We start from the raw sequence: 20743 nt of genomic DNA on the forward strand, positions 1-20743 counted from the left end.
GACCACAACGGCGCCGCGGCGTTCCTCGATGTCTTTCGCGCCGTCAGAAGGTCAGGATTGCGTCGGCAGCCCTAAGGTCCTGTATAAGCCACCATCCTGATAAATGAGCGGCTCAGTGTCTCCGCAAAGCCGAACCTGCTCCACTTCGCCGACAAAGATCGAGTGGCTGCCGTATGAAACGCGCTTGGTGAGAACACAGAAGAGATTCGCCTGAGCGTCGAGCAGATAGGGAAGCCCGCCGGAATGCGCGTCCCACGTGCCATATGCAAATCGATCCTCGCCAGCCGCTTGGCCGCTGAAGGGACCGACCATATCGTCATGATCCACACCGAGAAGATTGATACAAAACCGACCGTTAGCGATTGTCGGCCCATGGATGCTGGCGCTTTGATTGATGCAGACCAGCAGGGCTGGAGGATGAGCCGTGACGGACGTCACCGAGGTCGCGGCCATCCCGTAGCGTCGTCCGTCGAGCGCTGTTGTAATGACAGTGACGGTCGATGCTAATCGGCGCATCGCCATCTTGAAGCCGTTCAAGACATCTTGGCCTTCGGATGTTCGCGCATCGCTGTGCATTAGAGCATCCCTCTCAGGGACTAAGAAGCGGCATTCCATCATGTCCAACACGATCGCGCGGCCGATGAGACAGCACGACAACTCACAAAAGACGAAAATGATACCGGCCTAATGAACAGCGCTGGTTTCGGTCGCGAACAGCCCTGGGATATCGGTGCGGCTTGCCCCCCTCCACTCAGTATTGCTCACCATTTGCTCGAACGTCTTGGAGCAAATCTCAATCACCGCGCCGACCGCTCGGGTCAGCGGACGATCGTTGTGGTGAACCAGATAGATTGTGCGATGGAGCGGCTTCTCCCCGATTGTCCAGGTCCTCAGACCGTCCGTCCTATCCCGCGCGACGACATTCGCCGGGAGGATCGCATAACCGAGTCCGTGCTGCAGCAGCGGGCGGAAACAGGCGTAAGCATCGAGATCTAACACCACATTGAGGTCATGCCCCATTGCGAGCGCTTTCGCCTGTACAATATCGCGTAAGCCATGTCCCGTGCTCGGCATAATCAATGGAAGCTTCGACAGGTCCGCATAGGAGATATAATCCGTTTCCATAGCACAGACGCCGATCAGCGGCGTCTTCGGACCGACGAGAAGAAGATCTTCCGACAAAACTGGAATAGACCTTAAGCCACCATCCTTAACGGGCTGATACAAAAAGCCGATATCGATCCGCCCTTGCTTCAGCCATTCAAGGACAAACCCGCTCATCGCTTCTGCGATCTTGACCTTAATCTTCGGAAATTTGGTCTTGGTGTCGAGGAGAAGCGATACGCCCAAAAACGGACTAATCGACGCTGACATGCCGATTTTCACATCGCCCTGGGGCTCGGCGTCGAATTCCTGAATTTCTTGTCTGGTGGCTTGGAATTGCCGGATGATCGAGCGTGCGTCACGAAGCAGGATCTCGCCAGCCTGGGTGGGGAAAACCCCTTGCGCCTTCCGGAACAGAAGGCTCTTGCCAAAATCGGCTTCCATATTCCGAACGTGAAGACTGAGAGCTGGCTGTGCAACGTTTAAAAGCTGCGCCGCTTTTGAGAACGACCCTTGCTCAACGATCGCAACAAAATATCGGAGCTGCCGCAAATCCACCAAAACTCTCCAATCGTTTGACGCTCACCCCTCTTCCGAGCAAAACGCATACCGCTCTCTTGAGCAACACTCGATCAGGTGGCGAGGCTCGCACGATCGCGGTGGGCTAGCCTCTCCGCGCAGATGAGCCCGGGATACATTGTATAAGGCTGACTTTATGCAGCAGACTCGCCATCGATATTGCTCATCGACCGACGCATACTGCGACTCATTCCTGCGACATTTTGACTTATACGCTGTATCAACCCGACACAAGGCTAATCATTATCGAACGCATTCGTTCCAAGACGGGAGAGGTGCGGTGGGCTAGGCTGCGGACTGCCCGCTTCCCTGAAGTTTCGATTGGATGAAATTTTCGCTCGCAACATCCGTGCACAGCGCTGCCCACTCGCAGCCCGCACAAGCGCCGCGAATCGATGATGCTTGGAAACGAGAACGGAGCCGCATCAGCAGAGCGGGAGGAACAGAAAAACGAGATCCTGCCCTGGCATCGATGCCCAATTCGGCGTCCAGCGCCTCGCTTGCGGCGATGTCTCGTGACCGAACCCGCGTCAACCTACAGTGGGCATCGGGGTCGGTCAGAAGGGGCGCGCAGATGTCATCCGGACCATCGACGATCTCGATCGATTCGCCCTCGTCGATCCGCGCAACGATACCGGCCAGATTTTGCACGAAGGACGCGGAATATCCGCGTCCCACGAATGTCAGCATACACAGCAGGTGATGAGCCCGCAGCGCGATCATCAGGCCCGCTTACCGACCGCTTCATAGATGCCGGTCGCCAAGGCGGCTTTGACGATCCCACCGACGATAAAGGGCGTCGCGCCCGCCGTGATCGAGGCTTCCCAGCCGACGAATCGCGCCAGCCAGACACAACCGATCGCGATGATCAGTGCGTTCGCCGCCAGCATGACGCCCAGCGACATCGCAAGCGAACGGCGCAACAAGCCTTGCTCCGCCGCAAGGCCGACAACGCCGGCCGCGATTGCAAAACCGAGAAGATAGCCGCCGGTGGGGCCGACGAAATGAGCGATGCCGGCCGCGCCTCCCGCCAGAACCGGCAAGCCGAACGCCGCTTCGGCAAACCAGGCCACGACCGTCGCAAGAGCCAAACGCCATCCGTAGAAGGCGCCGATCATCGTGATCGCTAGGGTCTGCATCGTGATCGGCACGGGGATCATCGGGACCTGGATCCAGGACGAAGCGGCCAGCACCCCAGTCCCGACAATGACAGCCACGATCTGGGCGATCGGCGCGGCGCCGCTGCCATAAAGGGGAAGAACGGGAAACGACGAAGTTGGCGATCGGCTCATGCAGCGGGTCCTCAAGCAACGGATTGGCCGAAGCGCCTTCGTGACAAAAAGGTCTCTCCGGCTTATTTTTGACAGGCGACAGTGATCCGAACCAGCCGCAAGGCCAGCGGGAATGCACCGCAGCGCTCATCACGTTGACGAGATGGTCCTTCGTTCGTCAAGCATGCTGGCTCAGATTATGCGCCAGGCTATGCTTTTCTTCAGGCCGCCATTGGCGTCGTCGGCAAGAACATCGCGTCACCGTTTAGCCCCCACAAAACTCTCGCGGCGGGGTCTACGCCACAGACAGAGGGGTCGATCGGCATAAAAAACCCGGCTCTCTGGCGAGAGCCGGGCATCGTGCTGAGACCGAACGATTTAGCGGTAGTAGCGGCGACCATGCCTATAGTAGGTGCGGCCGTGGTGGCGGCGATATTCCGTGCGCTGAGGCACACCGAGCACACCCTTCACACCGCCGACGACACCGCCCACAGCGCCGCCAACGACACCGCCGACGGCCCCACCGACGGGACCAGCCGCGCGATTCCCGGTTGCGGCGCCTTCTTGCGCGCCGCGGCCGATCCCCTGAGCTTGCGCCGACATCGGAGCCATAGAGAAGCAGAGCAGACCGGCTGCGATCATCAATTGACGTTTCAAGCGACTAATCTCCATTTGGATGCAAAACGACGTCACACAACGCGATAACGCGAATGGTCAAGCTTTGGTTGCTACGGCTGTCGGTCAGAGCCGAGGCGACCGGCGCCGATTGCCGACCGCCATCAGGATCACGCCAACGATTGCGGTCGCGATGCCGATCGTCAGCCATCGCGGCTGTCCGCTCATGAAGCTGCCGCCAATATAATTCATCCCCTGCAACGCCCAGACGACCCCAACCAACAGCAAGACGGCTCCGACAAGCATCAGCATGATCTTCATGTTCGTTTCCTTACGCTGCGAAAAATCGGGCGCGGAGCAGCCCGCCTGTCCTGCCACCATTCGACTCTGTGGGAAAGCGACAGGAATGCCGCAAGCATTCGTCCTTTATAACGAATATTTGGGTTGATAAAGAGAACGCATCAACCTATCGTTCTGTAGTGTTTTCGAGAAGGATCGTGACGATGGTGCTCGCCTCTACCCGCCGTGCCGTGCTGGCCGCCAGCTTTGCCCTCATGGCTGGTCTTCCGCTCGCAGCGCAAGCCGGACAGACAGTGCGGGTCGGCATCATGAGCGCTGAAGACGAGGACGTCTGGGCCGTCGTCGCCAAAGAGGCCGCCAAGCAGGGTCTCACGCTGAAACTCGTCGTGTTCAACGATTACACGCAGCCGAATGAGGCGCTGGAAAGCGGCGAACTCGACGCGAATGCCTTCCAGCACAAGCCCTATCTCGACAATCAGATCAAGACGCGCGGCTACCACATCGTGCCGGTCGGCTATACGGCTGTCTGGCCCATCGGCCTCTATTCGCGCAAGGTCAAAGCCGTCGCCGATCTTCCGAAGGGCGCCGTGGTCGGCGTGCCGAACGACCCCAGCAACGAGGGCCGCGCGCTTCGCCTGCTCGAATCGCAAGGGCTCATCTCGTTGAAGCCCGATGCCGGCATTCTGGCCACCACGGCCGACATCGTGAACAACCCGAAAGGCCTGGCGATCAAGGAATTGGACGCCGGAATGTTGGGGCGCTCCATCGACGATCTCGATGCGGCCGTGGTCAATACAGATTGGGCGTTGAAGTCGGGGTTGTCCCCCGACAAGGAACGTATCAGCATCGAACCGACCGAGAACAATCCCTATCGCAATTTCATCGCCGTCAAGGCCGGGCACGAGAACGACGCTTGGGTCAAGACGCTCGTGGCGTCCTACCAGAACGACACAATCCGCGACACGTTGAAGACCGTCTATAAAGGGACGGCTTTGGCCGCCTGGTGAGCCAGATCTCCGACAAGCCCATGAACCGCATCGTGATGCAGGACCGGCTTGGACCAAAAAATGACCGCGTTGCCCCCGCGCGTCCGGCCCAGGCGGACCCGATCGTCAGTATGGTCGACGTGCGGAAGCGGTTCGGTGCGCTTGCGGCGGTCGACGGGATCACCTTGTCGGTGATGCCGGGCGAAATCCTCGGCATCATCGGTCGCAGCGGGGCCGGCAAGTCGACGCTGATCCGTTGCCTCAACGGGCTCGAGCGACCCGAGAGTGGACGCGTCGAGATCCTCGGGCAGAGCCTCGATGATCTGTCCGAGCCGGACCTTCGTCGGGTCCGTGGCCGGATCGGGATGATCTTCCAGCATTTCAACCTTCTCTCGTCGAAGACGGTCGCCGAGAATGTCGCCTTGCCGCTGAAAATTGCGGGCGTCCCGGCGACCCAGCGGCGGGCCAGAATCTCCGACATGCTGCATCTCGTCGGCCTGGACGCGAAGACGAATGCCTATCCGGCACAACTCTCCGGCGGCCAGAAGCAGCGCGTCGGCATCGCGCGCGCACTGGCCGCCAGTCCGGCGCTTCTCCTCTCCGACGAGGCGACATCAGCGCTCGATCCTGAAACCACGGCCTCTATTCTCGACCTGTTGCGCGACATCAACCGGCAACTCGGGCTGACCATCGTCCTGATCACCCATGAAATGAGCGTCATCCGCGCACTGGCCCAACGCGTGATCGTGCTCGACAAAGGGCAGATCGCCGAACAGGGGCCGACGCAACGGATCTTCACCGCGCCGGCGACGGAGCTGACGCGCCGCCTGATCGGCTCCGACCATCGACACGCCGCGCTCTCGCCGGACCGGCTTTCTCCGACATACCAGCCGGGTCATTTTGCAATGCTTCGCATGGTGCTCCAGCCGTCCGAGAGCGCCGCCCGCATTCTATCCGCCCTCGCGACGGCCTTCGGCCGAGAACCGCTGCTGCTCGACGCGACACTCGATCCTATCAACGGCCGAATTGTTCAGACCCTGACGCTCGCGGTTTTTGACGCGGACGCGCAGCGCATCACAACTCTGCGCGAAACTCTCGCCTTGCCTGCAACATCCATCGAGTTGGTCGGATATGCCCAGCATCCCCTATGATCGACTGCTGATTGCCCTTTGGGAGACCGGCATTATGACCGCCGTGTCGGGCCTCATTAGCTTTGTGATCGGCTTGCCGCTTGGCCTCGTGTTGATCGGCACGACCCCTGGTGGCCTTTGGACGAATGTGCCGCTCAACCGGGTACTCGGCGCCATCGTCAACGCATTCCGGTCGCTGCCCTTCATCATTCTCCTGGTCGCCCTCATTCCGCTGACCCGCGCGCTTGTCGGCACCTCGATCGGCACCGCCGCCGCCATTGTGCCGCTCTCGATCGCGGCAATTCCCTATTATGCGCGGGTTGCGGAAGTTTCGTTGCGCGAGGTGGATCGCGGCTTGATCGAGGCCGTCAGGGCCATGGGCGGCAGCACGCTCACGGTGGTTCGCGAGGTGCTGGTTCCCGAGGCGCTGCCCGGGCTGATCTCGGGCTTTACGGTCACGTTGGTGCTGTTGATCGGAGCATCGGCGATGGCGGGTGCGGTCGGCGCTGGGGGCCTCGGTGATTTGGCGATTCGCTATGGCTATCAACGATTCGACACGCCTGTAATGATCGCGGTCATCGTCGTGCTGATCGGCTTGGTGGCGCTGATCCAAGCGCTGGGTGACCGGCTTGCGCGGGCGCTCGACCATCGCTGAAACGCTTGCTATGAACGGCGCTGCAGCATAGATATTGCAGCGCAATAAGACCAATTCAGATCGCTTATGAGGAACGCCGGCGAGGTCATGGCCGAGACGACGCATGAGGATCGCCATGAATCCGAACAGCAGTTTCACCACCCTGTCGCAGCGCCGGCGTGCCGCTCGGATGCCGCGTCGACAATGTGTGGTCGATATCGACGCTATCGCCCATAACGACCGCATCGAGCTCACCGGCACTTATCTGCAGGCTCGGCAGACCCGGCCGGATTGACCCCATCTATGGGTTAGGCGCAACTCGCAACGCCGTCGGCACTGTCGCGGACGCAATCAACAGGATTAGCAGCGTCGATGTCGGATGTGAAGGATAGTAACGGAGCTGCGCTCACCGATGGCGACTCGGTGACCCTCATCAAGGATCTGAAGGTCAAAGGCACCTCCGTGACGCTGAAGCGCGGCACTTTGGTCAAGAACATCCGGCTCACCGACGATGTCGACGAAGTCGAATGCAATGTCGAGAAGGTCAAGGGCCTGGTCCTGAAGACACAGTTCCTGAAGAAAGCTTAATCGAACCAAAGCAGCGCCAAGGCGGCGCTGCTCATCGTCTCACGTCGACCCATCCGACGCTCCTCTGAAAACCACGAGGCGGCCGCGGTCAGGTGTCCGGGGTCGCTTTGTGCTTACGCGTCCGCTTGTGATGAGCAGGCACCGGCGGTTCCATGGGGGCCGCTTGAGCGACCGGAGGCGGCGGGGGCGCAGCTACATCGATCGGCGGGGTTTGCGGGCAAAACGCAAAGTTGATCAAGCCGCAGACGACATTGGGGCTGGACCCGAGGGTCGAGTCTTGTGCCAGCGCCGGCACGGATGCGACTGCGAACAGCCCCGCGACACCAAGACTGCCCAGGAGGCGGACCATGTTCATCGACATTCCTTTCGAGCGACCGGCGTGACCGCAGCCTACCAATAAGCCGCTGACTCGGCTGGTCAACGCGAAGTTTGGATGGCTCCCTTGCAGAACCTGCGGGGGATAACGGACGACTCCGCGTGTCGCGTTTCATAAGAATCGCTTACGCGGCCGAGGCCCGCTTAGCGGCATCGTCCTTCAACCGATCCCGGCCGGACATGAACGGGCCGACCGGATTTCGGGGCGGCGCAAAGGCCGCTAAGCCCGTTGCTTTCGGCATACCGATGTAGATCGCCTCGATGCCGCCTTTCGCGCTGTAGGCTTCGTGCCAGAAACCCGCGCCGTGCGAATCGCTCAGAAACTCGCGCCACCACACCGAATGGGGAGCGGACCGCGTGAACCGTTCGAGACAGTCGAGATCGCGCCAATATTGCCTGAAACCCACATGGTTCCAGCCATACAAACACCTTTCCTCGCCAAGCAAACCCTCGGGCGGATCACGCTCGATCTCAGCGAAGCCCTTGCCCAAACGCAGAAACGCCGGGATCGAGCGCAGCCGGTTCACTCTGAACCCCAGGAGCACCATGACAAGATCAGGATAAGCGCTGAGGTCGACGGTCTTGCGGTTTGTGCCTTGCATCGTGATGGCTCCTCTGCTTACAGTGTAAACATAGGGTGATGCGCTTACAGTGTAAACAGAGTGGACGAGAAAAACGATCTCCGCACGCGGCTTATCCGGCAAGCCATGCTGCTCTTGGATGAACAGCCGGACGAGTTGACGCTGCGCGGCGTTGCCCGGGCTGCCGGTGTCTCGGCCATGGCGCCATATCGCCATTTCGCCGACAAAGCCGCGCTGATGAACACCGTGAAGGAGAGCGGCTTCGCGTCGCTGCGGGAGGTGCTGATCGAGGCCGACCGTGCCGAGAACGACCAGGCGGCCCTCGTCGCACAGGGGCTCGCCTATATCGCTTTCGCGGTCGCGCATCCCGCCTTGTTCCGACTGATGTTCACCGACCCGAAACTCGACGCGCTCTCCGAGCCTCCCAGCGGCGACACGGCCTATGGTGTGTTGGCCGGCCGCATCGCGAAGCTTCTGCCCGATCGTGCCGCGACGGCCGTGACGGCGGCTTGGGCAATGGTGCATGGTCTTGCGACCCTCACGCTCGATGGGCGGCTATCGCGCGATTCTGGTCACGCCCGAGCGGTCCTCGATCTTTTCGTGGATGGTCTCGGCCGCGCTGGGCAACACTGAAACGACAGGCAGCTCGAGTGAGAACGGGCGGACGATCGCGGCTTTGCACGTCGGCTCGTGCTCGCCTAATCTGACGGCAGGCTGGGTGGCTGCGCAGCTTGCGGAGGAGGAACTGCAGCATGGCTTTCCGGATTGCGATCGCGGCCCTTGGGATCGCGCTGTTTGCAGCACCCGCCCGAGCGACGGACACCAAGGCCGAAATCGACTTCGTGACACGGGCATCCAACGCCAATCTCTTCGCGATCGCGGAATCACGGCTGGCTCTCGACCATGCCACCGATCCTCGGCTGACAGCTTTCGCGCGCCGCATGATCGATGAGCATGAAACGACGGAGGCGGCGCTCGGGCCGGCGGCGTCCGGTTCCGGCGTGACGGTTCCGATGACGCTCGATCCCGATCATCAGGCGCGCGTGGCGATGCTGCGTGCAACGTTCGGCGCACCCTTCGACAAAGCCTATGTGGCCGATCAGGCGGAGAACCACTCCAACGCTCTGACGCTCTATGCCGACTACATGCTGCTCGGCGAGGATGCGGGCCTGAAGGCTTTCGCGACCACGATGATCCCGGTCGCAGAGGCGCAGTTCAAAGCCGCCCAGGCGCTCTCGGCGGAGTGAACCAGCGGCGAAGCGCCTCCTTCAAACCGTCGAGGCTGTCACCCTGCCCGACCCAGGCCACACAAGCGTCGGGACGGATCAGCATCGACGGGCCTCGATCGACCGTTGTCTCCCACGACTATCGTTGCGCCTTGGACGACCCATGGCCCCGCTCCAAGCAGAAACGGACGCACCGCAGACCATTCTTTATCGATCACGTCATTCAAACAGTGCTAGGTCTCCAAGCAATTTTGACCATCCGGCCACGGCCTTCGACTGTCAAAATCCAACATGTGATTGAAACTGACGGGCCGAAGTCCAAGTACCCAAGTAGCCTCTAAGGTGAATCAGCTTTCATTCGGGAATACGGACTATGTTGAATGCAGCCGTGCCGGCCATCATGTGCGCGCTCGCAGCTTTTGGGGTCGGTTGCTATCTATTCAGGCGGGGATGAGCGTCCAGCAGGTGACGCATCGGCGTTCACCACGGGCGGTAACCTGATCGTCGTTCCACCTCGACCAGCACGCGCGTCCAAGAGCCGCGCTTGTCGGCTTCTCCGGCGCTCAAAACGGCATGTCGAGCCATATCGAGGGCGCCACGACCATGGTTGCGGATAAGCCTCTCGCATCCGCGTGACGCAGAGTGATCCAAGAGGAAGAAGAGCGAACGACGAAGCAGGGTGGCCATAGACCCTCCTTCGGATCCTTGGAAACTCAATCGCTCACCTTGCCAAGACATTCAAAGCGCGGATCGTCACATGCGGAGAAGGCAAGTCGAAAGTCTCTGTCGACGCGGAACCTCGATCTGAAACGATTACCAGATCATAACCCGGCAGAGACTCGACACAGAGAAGGCGTCGTCGTCGCGTTACGATACGCGGCATCCCCAAGGTCACATTCGCTCTATTGATCCTACGGAGGATCACGCCAGTAGAGGACCTTACGCGACACCATGTTTGGGGTCGTCGATGACAATGCGGTGAAGCCTGCTGATTGCTGGCGCACCCGACACGATTCGAACGTGTGACCTCTGCCTTCGGAGGGCAAAGGCTTCGAGCTGTTGACGGACATCCTAGATAGCCGACACCACCTCAACCCATTGAGGGTGAACGAACAACGATGTATGGTGGTTTCCGTTGATGGCCCTGACTTGCCGCAAGCGTGCTACCCCGGTGCTACCCTGGGGTTCGTGCGCGGCGAGGCGGGTGAACGGAAAGATTGCTGGCGATGGCGCAGGGTCGGATCACAAAGCGCTTGATTGACGCGCTTCAGGCGGACGGACGCGACGCTGTCACTTGGGACGGCGAACTGACGGGATTCGGCGTGCGCATGCGGCCCTCGGGTGCGAAGTCGTTCATCGTCTCCTATCGTCTCGGCGGGCGGAATGCGCCGATGCGAAAGGTGACGATAGGGGCGGTCGGCAAGATTGATGTCGAGAAGGCGCGGGCCGAGGCGAGACGCATCCTGGCGGGGGCAGAACTTGGGCAGGATCGTGCCGCAGACCTCGCACGGTCTCGCGCGGAACTCAGCATCGCAGGTTTATGCGACCTCTACCTTGCCGAGGGGTGCGAGACGAAAAAGGCCAGCACGCTTGCAACCGATCGCGGGCGCATCGAGCGACACATCAAGCCGCTGCTCGGCGGGAAACGGGTTGGCGAACTGACGCGTATTGATGTCGAGCGTTTCATGCGTGATGTCGCGAACGGCAAGACCGCCGCCGATATTCGAACGAAGAAGCACGGTCGGGCAATCGTAGAGGGTGGCAAAGGCACGGCGACCCGGACCATCGGTCTCCTTGGTGGCATTCTGACGTTTGCCGTCGTACGCGGCATGCGGGCCGACAATCCGGTGCGGGGGGTCAAGCGCTATACGGACAAAAAGGGGCAAGTCTTTCTATCGGCGGAGCAGCTCGGCAAGGTCGGCGCTGCGCTGGCCGAAGCAGAACGTCAGGGCGCCAATCCGTCGGCGGTGGCGATCATTCGGCTCCTCGCATTCACTGGGGCAAGGAAGGGTGAAATCGTTGGTCTAAGGAAAGACGAACTCGACCTCACACGCGGCTACCTCCGGCTTCACGATTCGAAAACGGGGCAGAAGGCGATCCCGATCGGCGCACCAGCAATTGAGGTTTTGACCGGATTGCCCATGCTTGAGGGTACGCCGTTCGTTTTCCCCGCATCGACAGGCGCGATGTCATTCCAGGGTGTCGAGAAGGTCTGGCGGAAGGTGCGGGTCGCGGCTGGCTTCCCCAATCTTCGGCTTCACGATCTAAGGCACAGCTACGCCTCGGCGGGCTTGGCACGCGGCGATAGCCTCTCTGTCATTGGCGCAATCCTTGGGCATGCCGACGTGAAGACGACCAGTCGCTACGCCCATCTCGCCGACGATCCAATCCGGGCGGCGGCGAACGGCATCGCCCGGTCGGTTCAGGCTGCCTTCGAAAACCAGCCTGCCGCGCGCGTGATCCCTCTTCGGAGCACAGGAAGTTCGTCTTAACTGGCGCGGCGGCCGAACGCCAACCCGCCCGCCTTTGCTGGCTGTTGGCGCTTATTGCCCCACCCGCGCACCAGCATGGCGTCGTCTCTTGTCGAATTCTACACCACGCCTTGCACGGGCTGCCGCCCGCCTGCTCACTCGAAGAAATCTTCGTCCACCTTTTTTACAGGAAGCACCTCCTCGATTCGACAGCCCACGTTGTGGCGGATCATCAGACGGGTCAGTTGCTCGCCGTCGATCAGCACGATGCGCTTGCTCAGGTAGTCGGCGGTTTCGCGGGCGCTGCTTGTGAAGCTTGAGGTGGTGACGAACAGGCCCTTCGCGGCCTTGTGACGGTCCAGGCTGCCGAAGAAGTCGCGGATCGCGCCCGGCCCGACGCTGTTGCCGGCGGCGTAGCGTTTGGCCTGGATATAGATTCGGTCAAGCCCGAGGGCGTCCTGATCGATCACACCGTCCACACCATCGTCGCCGCTACGGCCGAGGGCGCGACCGGCGTCCGCAGCCGAGCCGCCATAGCCCATAGCCAGCAGCAGGTTCACGATCAGCCGCTCGAAGAACTCCGGCGGTGCCGCGCGCACGCGGTCCAGAAGGTCCTCGGCCAGCGCCGCCTCGATCTGACGATGCGCAGCGCGCATAGTCTCGTCCGGCGTCCGGTAGGCGGCGTCGCTTGGATCGGGAATGACCTCATCGTAGGTTGACTGAGCGGATCGGTTGCTGAATTGGCGAAATTCCTCGAAGCGGCTGAGGAAGCGATTGTCGATCCGCTCGGGTTTGGTGGCGAGCACGTCGGAGCCGCGCTTGGTCAGTTGGAAATGGGCCCGCCGGGTCGCCTCCACCAGCCCCGCCTTGGCCAGGTAGGTCTTGGCCCAATGGACGCGGTTGGCGAAAATGGTCTGGCGGCCTGAGGCCAGCAGGGCGGCCCGCGCCCCCTCGCTCAGCCCCAGCTCGTCGCCGAGGCGCTGCACTACCGCGCCGATACGTTGTTCTCCGTCGGCGGCAGCCCGCAGCACCGGCAGCATGATGCTCTGATAGTCGGGGAGGGCATCGACGGGATCGGGCGCGGTCATCCGAACACCTCTGCCGACAGCCCGGCGGCCATGGCTTCCGCCTTGGAGGCAGCAACGTCTAGATGGCGCGCGAGGGAACCAAGGCGCCCGGCTTGCTCGAAGAAGGCGGTTTGCAGCGGCAAAGGGGGAACCCAGACCGGCAATTGCCCGAGCTGAGTCTTATTGATCGACGCTATCCCGGTTGTCCGCTTCGCGACCCGCAGAAAATAGCCCCGCGCAGCCTCGCTTTGCATGAAGGCGCGAGCATAGTCGGGGACAACTGACTCGCCCATTCGCACGCGGAAGACGTGGTTCTGGTGCAGGCACAGCTCGACTTCACCTTGCCATATCGCACATCTTCCGAGCTTGTCGATGTCGCCGCCCTCGGTCATGAGGAGGTCTCCGGGCAATAGTCTGCATCGGACCCGATCATCATCGGTGGCGTCGATCATCTTGATGTCGGATAGATCGAGGCGATCGGCCTGCACGTTGGCTACCCGCAGATAGGGGGTCGGCTCGGTCGGCGTGCCGTTCATTTTTCGCCCTTTGGTCAATCCTGAACCGATGTCCGCCAATTCGGCCAGCGGTTGGACCGGCCACCCCTTGGGGTTGGTGGCGGGGTCGCCGAAGGTGTCGAGGAAGAGGGCGGGGATGATGGCGCGGGCCTTGGCGCGGGCGGCGTCGGCGCGGCGCCTGATCTCCGCCGCCCGGTCCAACAGCCCCACAATCCGACGCTGCTCGTCGAGCGGTGGAAGCCTCGTCGGGACACGATAGGCGTGCTCGCGATTAAGGCCGGGAACGCCCGTTGCCGAATTCAACTCTGTAAGCCGAGCTACCAGCAGCATGTAAAAAAGATAGCGAAAGTCCACGGAAACGCCCGGCTTGGGCATTGCGTAATAGGTCGTGTCGATGGGAAATGCAGGTCCTGGTTCATACTGCACCTCACCAATGGAACCTTTTCGACCGACAACAATGACAGGCCCGGTTACAAGCGCCTCATCATGCCAGCCTGTTATCCCGTTGGAGCCATAGACAGGAACATTTCCGGGACGACGAAGCGCAGCGGGAAGTGATCGCCCATATTCGAGAGTGATCACATCACCCAAAGAAACGCGGTTGTTCAAGCCACCGGCTCCGCGAGTTCAGCCGCCAGCGCCTCGATATCGCCGAGGATCGCCGCCGTTTCATCGCGCAACTCCGCCAGCAATTCGCGGGGATCACGGTGCTCCGCCGCCTCGCGGCTTTCGGGGCGGTAGCGGGAAGCGGAGAGGTTCCAATCCTCGCGCTCGATCACGCCCGCCTCGGCAAACCACCAGTTTTCCGTCCAGGCCCGCGCGGCATCGCGGTTCTGCCAATCCGCCAGCATCTCGCCTCGGCTGTTGAACGCGGCGATCAGACCCGGCAGGTCGTCGGCCTCGATCGGCTGTTCGTGGTTGGCGTCCAGCTTGAAGCCGTCATTGCTGGCATGGAGGAACATCACCTGTTCGGTGCGCCCGCCCCTGGCGAACACCAGCACCGATGTCTTCACCCCCGAATATGGCTGGAACACCCCGCCGGGCAACGACAACACCGCCTCGACCCGGTTGTTCTGCATCAGGATGCGGCGCAGTTCCTTGTGCGCGCCGGTGGAGCCGAACAGCACGCCCTCTGGCACGACGACTCCACAACGGCCGTTGGCCGCAAGATTGTCGATCATGTATTTGACGAACAGCAGTTCGGTTGCCGTCGATGTGCCGATGCGCACGTCATCGACGATGCGATCACGGTCTAGCCGCCCGGAAAACGGCGGGTTGGCCAGCACCACGTCATGGCCATCCAGCGGCAAGCCACGCTCCGCCTTGGCCTGACGGTCGAAGCTGGTCGTCAGCACGTTGCGCTTAAGGATGCGCACATCGGGCAGGCCGCGCAGGGCCAGGTTCATGCTGGCGAGGCTGACCATCTTCGGATCGACATCGTTGCCGTAGAAGGTCGCGGCTTGCAGCTTGCGCCATTGCGCGGCGTTCAGCCGGTCGCCATAGCCGCGCTCGAAGGTCTTGCCCTCCAGTTCCGCCACGTCGCGGCCATTGGCCGAAGAATTGGCGAGGCGAATATGCTCATAGGCCGCCACAAGAAACCCGGCGGTGCCGGCGGCGGGGTCATAGACCGTCTCGCCGATCTTTGGGTCCACGAGATCGACGATGGCGCGGATGATATGCCGCGGCGTGCGGAACTGGCCAAGTTCACCGGCCTGCTTGATCTGGCGCAGTACATGCTCGAACAAGTCGCCTTTGGTGTCGGGGTCCGCCTGTTCGAGGCGCAGTTCGTTCACCAGAGTCACGATCTGGGTCAGCACGGTCGGCTCGTCGATGGACAGACGCGCCTGCGCCATGAAGCTCATGCCAAAGGCGTCGCCAATGGTGGCGAAGAACGGGAAAACTTCGTCGCGCACGAAGGTGACAAGCTGTTCACCGGACATGGCGTTGGCCCAGATCGACCAGCGCATCCGTTCGCGCGGTACTGTCTCCACGCCTTTCGTCGGCGCGTTCAACGGATTGCGGAGCGTCCAGTCACCCGCGAAGAGGGAGGTGTAGTCGCGCCCGGTGGCCTTGGCCTGGCGCAGGTTGGCGCTGTCGATACCCTCGATCATGTAGAAGAAGAACAGGAAGCTGAGCTGCTCGGCATTGGACAGCGGATCGGGATAGCCGCCGCCATAGAGATAGTCGCGGATCTTATCCACCTTGCGGCGCATGTCGGGGGTGAAGGGCATAGGGTGCCTTAGTTCAGGGGTTTGTCGGGGCGGGTCGCACCACCGCCGGGAGCGGCCTGGGATGCGATGCCGAACACGGCTTCGTTCATGCTGCTCAGGATGCGTTCGAGTTCCGCCTCGCCGCCGAAGACGGCGCGGGCGCGCTCGAAGCCGCCGTTCATTGACAGCGGCGGTGCATCGAAGCGCCAGCTATCGAACACAGTCAGTTCGGCGGCATTCGCCTTGATCTGCTCCTTTACTAGATGCAGCACGCGCAACTGGTCGGAGTTAAATACCTGACCGTTCAGCCAAGTCTCGAATACGCCGCCGAGCGCTTCCACGCGGGCCTCGTCGACATCCATGAAGGCGTGGCCGGTTTCATCGATCGTAACCCATTCGCGCGTGGTCGGGTCGATCTCGTCGTGCACGTCGAGCGTCAGTAGTCGCCTCGCGGGCCCGGCCGGGGGCCTCCCTTCGCGCACGACAACTGCGTCGCCTTCGCCGGGCGTCTCGTCGTCGCCATGGCGCAGGGTGACGCCAGTGAAGTCCCACATCGTGAAGCGGTCCTTGCCCGGCGCCAGGCGCGTGCCGCGACCGCGCATCTGCTGATAGAGGATCGAGCTATGGGTAAAGCGCGCCATCACCAGGTTGCGCACTTCCGGGCAGTCGAAGCCGGTGTCCAGCATATTCACGCTGACCAGGATATGCGGAAAATCCTCTTTCTTGAAGCGCTTGATCTTGGCCGGGCCGTCCACGCTGTCGTCCGGTCCCATGCCGGAGACGACGAAATCGGCGTAGCGCGTGGTGGGACTGGGTTTCTTGTCGGCGAACACGTCGTCGAACATGCGCGCCAGCGTCTCGGCGTGGCGTTTGGTGACGGCGAAGACGATGGTTTTGCCCCAATCGGGCGCGCGGCGAACGCCGTTCGGACCGGTGTAGCCGTTCTCCAGAACCTCTCGAAATTCACGCACCATGGCGCGGTTGCGCTCCGGGATGGTGAACTTCCGCTCCAAGGCCGATGGATCGACGATAATCGGGTCTCGGTCGGCGAACAGCCGTTCCAACTCCGCGCGGGTCGGCGCATCGAGGGCGGCCCAATCGATGTCGCTGCGCGCGACCGAGAAGCCATCCGTCGCCGCCGTGCGCGCTGTCATGGCGCGGTAAATCTCGTAGGGAACGAGATGCCCGTCCGCGATGGCCTCGGACATTCTGTAGCTATAGGTCGGGCGGTTAACCTCGAAGAACCGCAACGTGTCGCGGATCGCGGCGCGGTCTTCGTCGTCTACTTCGGGCGCATCCTGCATGACGCAAGGCGTGGCGGTCAGGCCGACTTTGATGCCGTCAAAATGGTCGAGCGCGCGCCTCCATTGGCCGTAGATGCTGCGGTGGCATTCGTCGATCACGATCAAGTCGAAATAGCCGGACGAATATTTCTCGTATTCGTTCACCAGGGTTTGCAGCGTGACAATGGTGACGCGCTTTTCGTCTTGGAAGCGACGGCCAGTACGGGGTACCCGGTAGCAGGGAAGATGCGGTAGATGCTCCGCAAAAGTGTCCTCCGCCTGGATTGCGAGCGTGTTACGATCGACAACGAACAATGCGCGCGTCGCCCAATTCGCTTCGAACAGACGCTTCAGCAATGCCGCAGCCGTGCGGGTTTTGCCGGTGCCGGTCGCCATCTCGACCAGCATCTTGCGGCGCCCGTTGATGATCTCCCGGCAGACAGCCTCGATGCACTCGCTCTGATGGAGCCGCCCGCCCCCGCCGGCAATGCGGCTGTCGATAGGCACATCGAGGGGGCTGCGGCGGATATCTCTCGCTGCCTTCCGGCGGGCGAGGTCGTCCTGACTGAATACAGTTTCGACTCTGCGGTAATGGGCGTCCTGGCCTTTGTCGCAGAACCAGATTTCCTCGCCGTTCGAGAGGAAGATGAAGGGCACGTCGAGAACATCGGCGTAACGCCGCCCCTGAGTTTCACCCCCGCTCAGACTGACGCTCGTGCTCTTGGCTTCAAGCACGGCGAGCGCACGGCCTTGGCGATCGAACAGCGCGTAGTCGGCTCTGCCACCGTCTTCGAGGAGATATTCGTAGCGGACACTGATGCCGTCGGTCGGATGCCAGTCAGTGTCTCTCAGCAGCTTGTCGATTTTGATCCGGGCAAAGGCTTCGTTCGTCACTTCCTCGTCGCCCTCTGTGGTCGCCCTAACGGTGCGTGCATGAGCGCTGCTTTCGGCGACGCAGGAACCGATATCAACCAAATGGACGGCGCCGTAACCGCCTCCAGAGCTTAGACTTTCGCTCTGGTTCGAAATCACTAAGCTCGATGCGTGAACGAATACGAATCGCTCCTCTTCTCATTGGCATGGGTCGCCTTCCGCGAACAGTCCCTGCTTGATCAGCTTGAGCGGGCTCGGGCAGTTGGGGGTCAGGCCGCCGCGATTGCCCTGCTTGTCGAGGCCAGCCGCTATGCGTTTGGCGAGGTCGAGACAGGTCCGTGTCGTCGCGACCTTCGCCCCTACATTCACCGACTCGGCGGACCTGGCGATTCAGCGGAACGGCTGAGGCGTGACCTCGCCAACGGCCGTATCCGCTTTCGTTTTACAGATGGCTCAAAGACCGAAGTCACCTATCGGGAGATGTGGGAGACGTCAGCCGTGCATTGGGCAGGAAAAAGCCTAATGCTCGTCCAGCAGCCTCGGATGTTCCAAGCAGGTCCCTGGACACACCCGCGAGCCGACATTTTCGATCACGGCCATCTCGATCTCTTCCGCTATGAATGCCATGTCGGCGATGTACGTGATCGGTTCGACCCGCACTTCACGCTGCACAACTTTCAAGGTGTATGGCGTCCCGTCCAGCACAATGATCCTGAGCCTACCGACGGAGCGCCAACCTATCCGGTGGCGATGCAGAGCACGGAGGCAAGAGCCGTCCGCGTTCTCGTCGATCACCTCTCGGGCCTCGACGAAGGGGGCCGGGCGGCGTTCCGGCGGAGCGACGCGGCCGCTCTTCTGGCCACAGGGTTTGGCCTCACCTCTCGCGGCTTCGACCGTACATGGTCGCAGGCTCGGCAGCGGGTCGGGCTTCCATCGCGGGCCACGGCCGGCCGAAAGCGCGTGGCGACCTCAAGACGCTCGATGCCAAAATCTCCACGCTCGTCACCGAAATCTCCACACTGATTTCCGGCGGTGAACTGCCTCAATTTCGGGTCATTGCCGGGCGTCGCCCGGCTTAGACCGAGGATGAGCCGATGGACACGCAACGCTTTTACCGCCGCGATGCCGCTGCTGACTACGTCAAGGGCCAGTGGGGACTACCCTGTTCCCGTGCTTGGCTCGCAAAGCTCGCTGTCGTCGGCGGCGGCCCGGTGTTCCGCAAGGCTGGCCGCTTCCCGCTCTACCTTCAGACCGACCTGGACGAGTGGGCGCGCTCGCGCATCGGCGAGCCTCGCAAGTCGACCTCGGTGCTGGCGTGAGCTGGCGGGATGGGAACGCGCTATCCGAATCCGCGCTTGGTGAAGGCGCACCGTTCCTACGACGTCACCGAACTGAGCCGGCTCTTCAAATGCCATAAGAACACGATCTTAGCTTGGCGGAAGACCGGCCTCGACTCGGTGGACGATCGCAAGCCGTTCCTTTTCGAGGGCATTGTGGTCCGGACGTTCCTGGAGAGGCGCCGCGTCAGTGCCAGGCGGCCTTGCGGGCCGCACGGCCTGTTCTGCGTGAGATGCCGTGAGGCGAAGGCGCCAGCCCTCGGCATGGTCGACTACATACCGGTCACCGAGACCACGGGCGACCTACGAGGCCTTTGTCCTACGTGCGATGGGATAATGCACCGTCGCGCGAACATGTCGCGCCTCGTCGCCAATCCCGGCTCCTTGGACATCACGTTCGCGCCAGCACCGCCAACCCTAAGAGGGAGTGCACAACCCATCCTGAACTGTGATTTGCGCCAAATTGGAGGAACCCGATGAGCACTGCACCCGCAAGGGCTCGAAATACGCGGATCAAGCGCGCCTATTTCATCTATCTCGGCGAGGCCAAACGCAACGGCGAACACACGATCGACGTTGCCGCCGCTGCGATCGCGCGTTTCGAGACGTACACGAAGGGACGGGACTTCGGCACTTTCCGGCAAGAACACGCGATCGGCTTCAAGCGCCACCTCGCCGAGCAACGCAGCGTGCGTACCTCGGAGAAGCTGACGAAAGCGACGCTCTACACGACTCTGTCCGTACTGAAGGCCTTCTTTAGGTGGCTTGCCGGTCAGCAGGGATACAGGTCCAAGCTCAGCTATTCCGACGCTGACTTTTTCCACCTCTCTGCGGCCGATACCGCTATCGCGAAGGCGACTCGCGAAGGCCGTTCGCCGACTCTGGAGCAAGTGCACCACGTGCTTGCCTGGATGCCACATGAAACCGATATCGAGAAGCGTGACCGTGCGATCGTAGCCTTTGCCATCCTCACCGGCGCGCGTGACAACGCCATCGCCTCACTGAGCATGAAACACGTCGACCTCGCGAGGGACCGCATCGAGCAGGACGCCTGCGAGGTCCGAACCAAGTTCTCGAAAACAATGACGACGGACTTTTTTCCAGTCGGTGAAGAGCCGCGGCGCATCGTGACCGAGTGGATCACGTTTCTTTGCCGCGAACGGCTTTGGGGTCCTGAGGACGCTCTTTTCCCGAAGACGAAGGTAGCTCGTGGCGAGGCGGGTGGTTTCCGCGCCATCGGCTTGGACCGCAAGGGCTGGAGCAGCGCCGCCCCAATACGCGCTATCTTCCGGCGCGCATTTGAAGCGGCGGGCTTGCCCTATCATAATCCGCATTCCCTTCGCCGAACTCTCGCGACGCTTGGCGAACGGGTTGCACGACTCCAGAAACGTTCAAGGCGTGGTCCCAAAACCTGGGGCACGACCACGTCCTAACGACGTTCACCAGCTACGGCGCGGTGGACAGACACCGGCAGGCCGACATAATGCGGGACTTAGCTCAGCCCAAGACCTCGTCCCATGGCTTGGATTTGATGACCGATCTGAAAACCGTTCTGGCCCGCCACTCGGGCTAGGCAGTTCGATCGAAACAGGACCAGT

25 protein-coding genes are annotated in these 20743 nt (G+C 61.6%); 10 read left to right on the plus strand and 15 right to left on the minus strand.

The window, feature by feature from the left end:
- Window positions 1-51 precede the first annotated feature (51 nt).
- The 6 genes from EY713_RS19795 to EY713_RS19820 all read right to left on the minus strand — a co-directional run bounded on the left by EY713_RS19795 (window position 52) and on the right by EY713_RS19820 (window position 3890).
- The gene (locus EY713_RS19795; protein ID WP_245572804.1) at window positions 52-618 is read right to left on the minus strand and encodes a flavin reductase family protein; all 567 of its coding nucleotides are present in this window, start codon (window positions 616-618) and stop codon (window positions 52-54) included.
- 66 nt (window positions 619-684) lie between these two features.
- Window positions 685-1662, minus strand: coding sequence for a LysR substrate-binding domain-containing protein (locus EY713_RS19800; protein ID WP_165491201.1), 978 nt, complete (start codon window positions 1660-1662; stop codon window positions 685-687).
- Window positions 1663-1968: 306 nt separating this feature from the next.
- Window positions 1969-2406, minus strand: a complete 438-nt coding sequence (locus tag EY713_RS19805; protein WP_131118444.1) for a DUF1284 domain-containing protein — start codon at window positions 2404-2406, stop codon at window positions 1969-1971.
- Window positions 2406-2975: a biotin transporter BioY gene (locus EY713_RS19810; protein WP_131118446.1), complete on the minus strand. Its 570-nt coding sequence runs from the start codon at window positions 2973-2975 to the stop codon at window positions 2406-2408. The genes EY713_RS19805 and EY713_RS19810 overlap by 1 nt, the downstream gene beginning before the upstream one ends.
- 357 nt (window positions 2976-3332) lie before the next feature.
- Entirely contained in the window at window positions 3333-3611 is a 279-nt protein-coding gene (locus EY713_RS19815; RefSeq protein WP_245504155.1) for a hypothetical protein, read from the minus strand.
- 84 nt (window positions 3612-3695) lie between these two features.
- Window positions 3696-3890, minus strand: coding sequence for a hypothetical protein (locus EY713_RS19820; RefSeq protein ID WP_131118450.1), 195 nt, complete (start codon window positions 3888-3890; stop codon window positions 3696-3698).
- 182 nt (window positions 3891-4072) lie between these two features.
- On the opposite strand from EY713_RS19820, the gene EY713_RS19825 reads away from it, so the two are divergent.
- The 5 genes from EY713_RS19825 (at window position 4073) to EY713_RS19840 (ending at window position 7207) form a co-directional block, all read left to right on the plus strand.
- Window positions 4073-4876, plus strand: a complete 804-nt coding sequence (locus EY713_RS19825; protein ID WP_131118452.1) for a MetQ/NlpA family ABC transporter substrate-binding protein — start codon at window positions 4073-4075, stop codon at window positions 4874-4876.
- Between the two features lie 35 nt (window positions 4877-4911).
- Window positions 4912-6006: a methionine ABC transporter ATP-binding protein gene (locus tag EY713_RS19830; RefSeq protein WP_131119991.1), complete on the plus strand. Its 1095-nt coding sequence runs from the start codon at window positions 4912-4914 to the stop codon at window positions 6004-6006.
- Window positions 5987-6640 (plus strand): methionine ABC transporter permease, encoded by a 654-nt coding sequence (locus tag EY713_RS19835; protein ID WP_131118454.1) that lies wholly within the window; start codon window positions 5987-5989, stop codon window positions 6638-6640. Before EY713_RS19830 ends, EY713_RS19835 begins: the two co-directional genes overlap by 20 nt.
- A 115-nt stretch (window positions 6641-6755) precedes the next feature.
- The gene (locus EY713_RS22885; protein ID WP_165491202.1) at window positions 6756-6914 is read left to right on the plus strand and encodes a hypothetical protein; all 159 of its coding nucleotides are present in this window, start codon (window positions 6756-6758) and stop codon (window positions 6912-6914) included.
- Between the two features lie 77 nt (window positions 6915-6991).
- A complete protein-coding gene (locus EY713_RS19840) occupies window positions 6992-7207 on the plus strand; it encodes an alkylphosphonate utilization protein (RefSeq protein WP_131118456.1) in 216 nt (71 codons plus the stop codon).
- Window positions 7208-7295: 88 nt separating this feature from the next.
- On the opposite strand, the gene EY713_RS19845 is transcribed toward EY713_RS19840, so the two are convergent.
- Both EY713_RS19845 and EY713_RS19850 read right to left on the minus strand, forming a co-directional pair.
- Window positions 7296-7562, minus strand: coding sequence for a hypothetical protein (locus EY713_RS19845; protein ID WP_131118458.1), 267 nt, complete (start codon window positions 7560-7562; stop codon window positions 7296-7298).
- Between the two features lie 145 nt (window positions 7563-7707).
- Window positions 7708-8184 (minus strand): monooxygenase family protein, encoded by a 477-nt coding sequence (locus EY713_RS19850; RefSeq protein WP_131118466.1) that lies wholly within the window; start codon window positions 8182-8184, stop codon window positions 7708-7710.
- A 60-nt stretch (window positions 8185-8244) separates the two neighbouring features.
- Between EY713_RS19850 and EY713_RS19855 the strand changes: the two genes are divergently transcribed.
- Complete coding sequence (locus EY713_RS19855) at window positions 8245-8796, plus strand: TetR/AcrR family transcriptional regulator (protein WP_131118468.1); 552 nt, start codon at window positions 8245-8247, stop codon at window positions 8794-8796.
- Window positions 8797-8915: 119 nt separating this feature from the next.
- Window positions 8916-9410 (plus strand): DUF4142 domain-containing protein, encoded by a 495-nt coding sequence (locus EY713_RS19860; protein ID WP_131118470.1) that lies wholly within the window; start codon window positions 8916-8918, stop codon window positions 9408-9410.
- Here the strand turns inward: EY713_RS19860 and EY713_RS23440 are convergent.
- Window positions 9379-9495, minus strand: coding sequence for an aromatic-ring hydroxylase C-terminal domain-containing protein (locus EY713_RS23440; RefSeq protein ID WP_342634220.1), 117 nt, complete (start codon window positions 9493-9495; stop codon window positions 9379-9381). The two genes, EY713_RS19860 and EY713_RS23440, sit on opposite strands and share 32 nt — an antisense overlap.
- Window positions 9496-10615: 1120 nt before the next feature.
- Between EY713_RS23440 and EY713_RS19865 the strand changes: the two genes are divergently transcribed.
- Window positions 10616-11881, plus strand: coding sequence for a site-specific integrase (locus EY713_RS19865; RefSeq protein ID WP_131118472.1), 1266 nt, complete (start codon window positions 10616-10618; stop codon window positions 11879-11881).
- Between the two features lie 134 nt (window positions 11882-12015).
- Here EY713_RS19865 and EY713_RS19870 read toward each other — a convergent pair whose 3' ends face one another.
- The 6 genes from EY713_RS19870 to EY713_RS19890 all read right to left on the minus strand — a co-directional run bounded on the left by EY713_RS19870 (window position 12016) and on the right by EY713_RS19890 (window position 18603).
- Window positions 12016-12948, minus strand: a complete 933-nt coding sequence (locus tag EY713_RS19870) for a restriction endonuclease (RefSeq protein WP_165491203.1) — start codon at window positions 12946-12948, stop codon at window positions 12016-12018.
- The gene (locus tag EY713_RS19875) at window positions 12945-14051 is read right to left on the minus strand and encodes a restriction endonuclease subunit S (protein ID WP_131118474.1); all 1107 of its coding nucleotides are present in this window, start codon (window positions 14049-14051) and stop codon (window positions 12945-12947) included. Before EY713_RS19875 ends, EY713_RS19870 begins: the two co-directional genes overlap by 4 nt.
- Window positions 14048-15673, minus strand: a complete 1626-nt coding sequence (locus EY713_RS19880) for an HsdM family class I SAM-dependent methyltransferase (RefSeq protein ID WP_131118476.1) — start codon at window positions 15671-15673, stop codon at window positions 14048-14050. Before EY713_RS19880 ends, EY713_RS19875 begins: the two co-directional genes overlap by 4 nt.
- Window positions 15674-15681: 8 nt before the next feature.
- Window positions 15682-17910, minus strand: coding sequence for a type I restriction endonuclease subunit R (locus EY713_RS19885; RefSeq protein WP_210215286.1), 2229 nt, complete (start codon window positions 17908-17910; stop codon window positions 15682-15684).
- 96 nt (window positions 17911-18006) lie between these two features.
- The gene (locus EY713_RS22890) at window positions 18007-18177 is read right to left on the minus strand and encodes a hypothetical protein (RefSeq protein ID WP_165491204.1); all 171 of its coding nucleotides are present in this window, start codon (window positions 18175-18177) and stop codon (window positions 18007-18009) included.
- Window positions 18178-18327: 150 nt separating this feature from the next.
- On the minus strand, window positions 18328-18603 hold the full coding sequence (locus EY713_RS19890) for a hypothetical protein (protein ID WP_131118478.1): 276 nt from the start codon (window positions 18601-18603) through the stop codon (window positions 18328-18330).
- A 299-nt stretch (window positions 18604-18902) separates the two neighbouring features.
- Here EY713_RS19890 and EY713_RS19895 point away from each other — a divergent pair, with 299 nt between their 5' ends.
- Together EY713_RS19895 and EY713_RS19900 are read left to right on the plus strand one after the other, a co-directional pair.
- A complete protein-coding gene (locus tag EY713_RS19895; RefSeq protein ID WP_131118480.1) occupies window positions 18903-19127 on the plus strand; it encodes a hypothetical protein in 225 nt (74 codons plus the stop codon).
- A gap of 494 nt (window positions 19128-19621) precedes the next feature.
- Window positions 19622-20578 (plus strand): tyrosine-type recombinase/integrase, encoded by a 957-nt coding sequence (locus EY713_RS19900; protein WP_210215287.1) that lies wholly within the window; start codon window positions 19622-19624, stop codon window positions 20576-20578.
- Window positions 20579-20743 lie beyond the last annotated feature (165 nt).

The organism is Lichenihabitans psoromatis (assembly GCF_004323635.1).
Classification (GTDB): Bacteria; Pseudomonadota; Alphaproteobacteria; order Rhizobiales; family Beijerinckiaceae; genus Lichenihabitans; species Lichenihabitans psoromatis.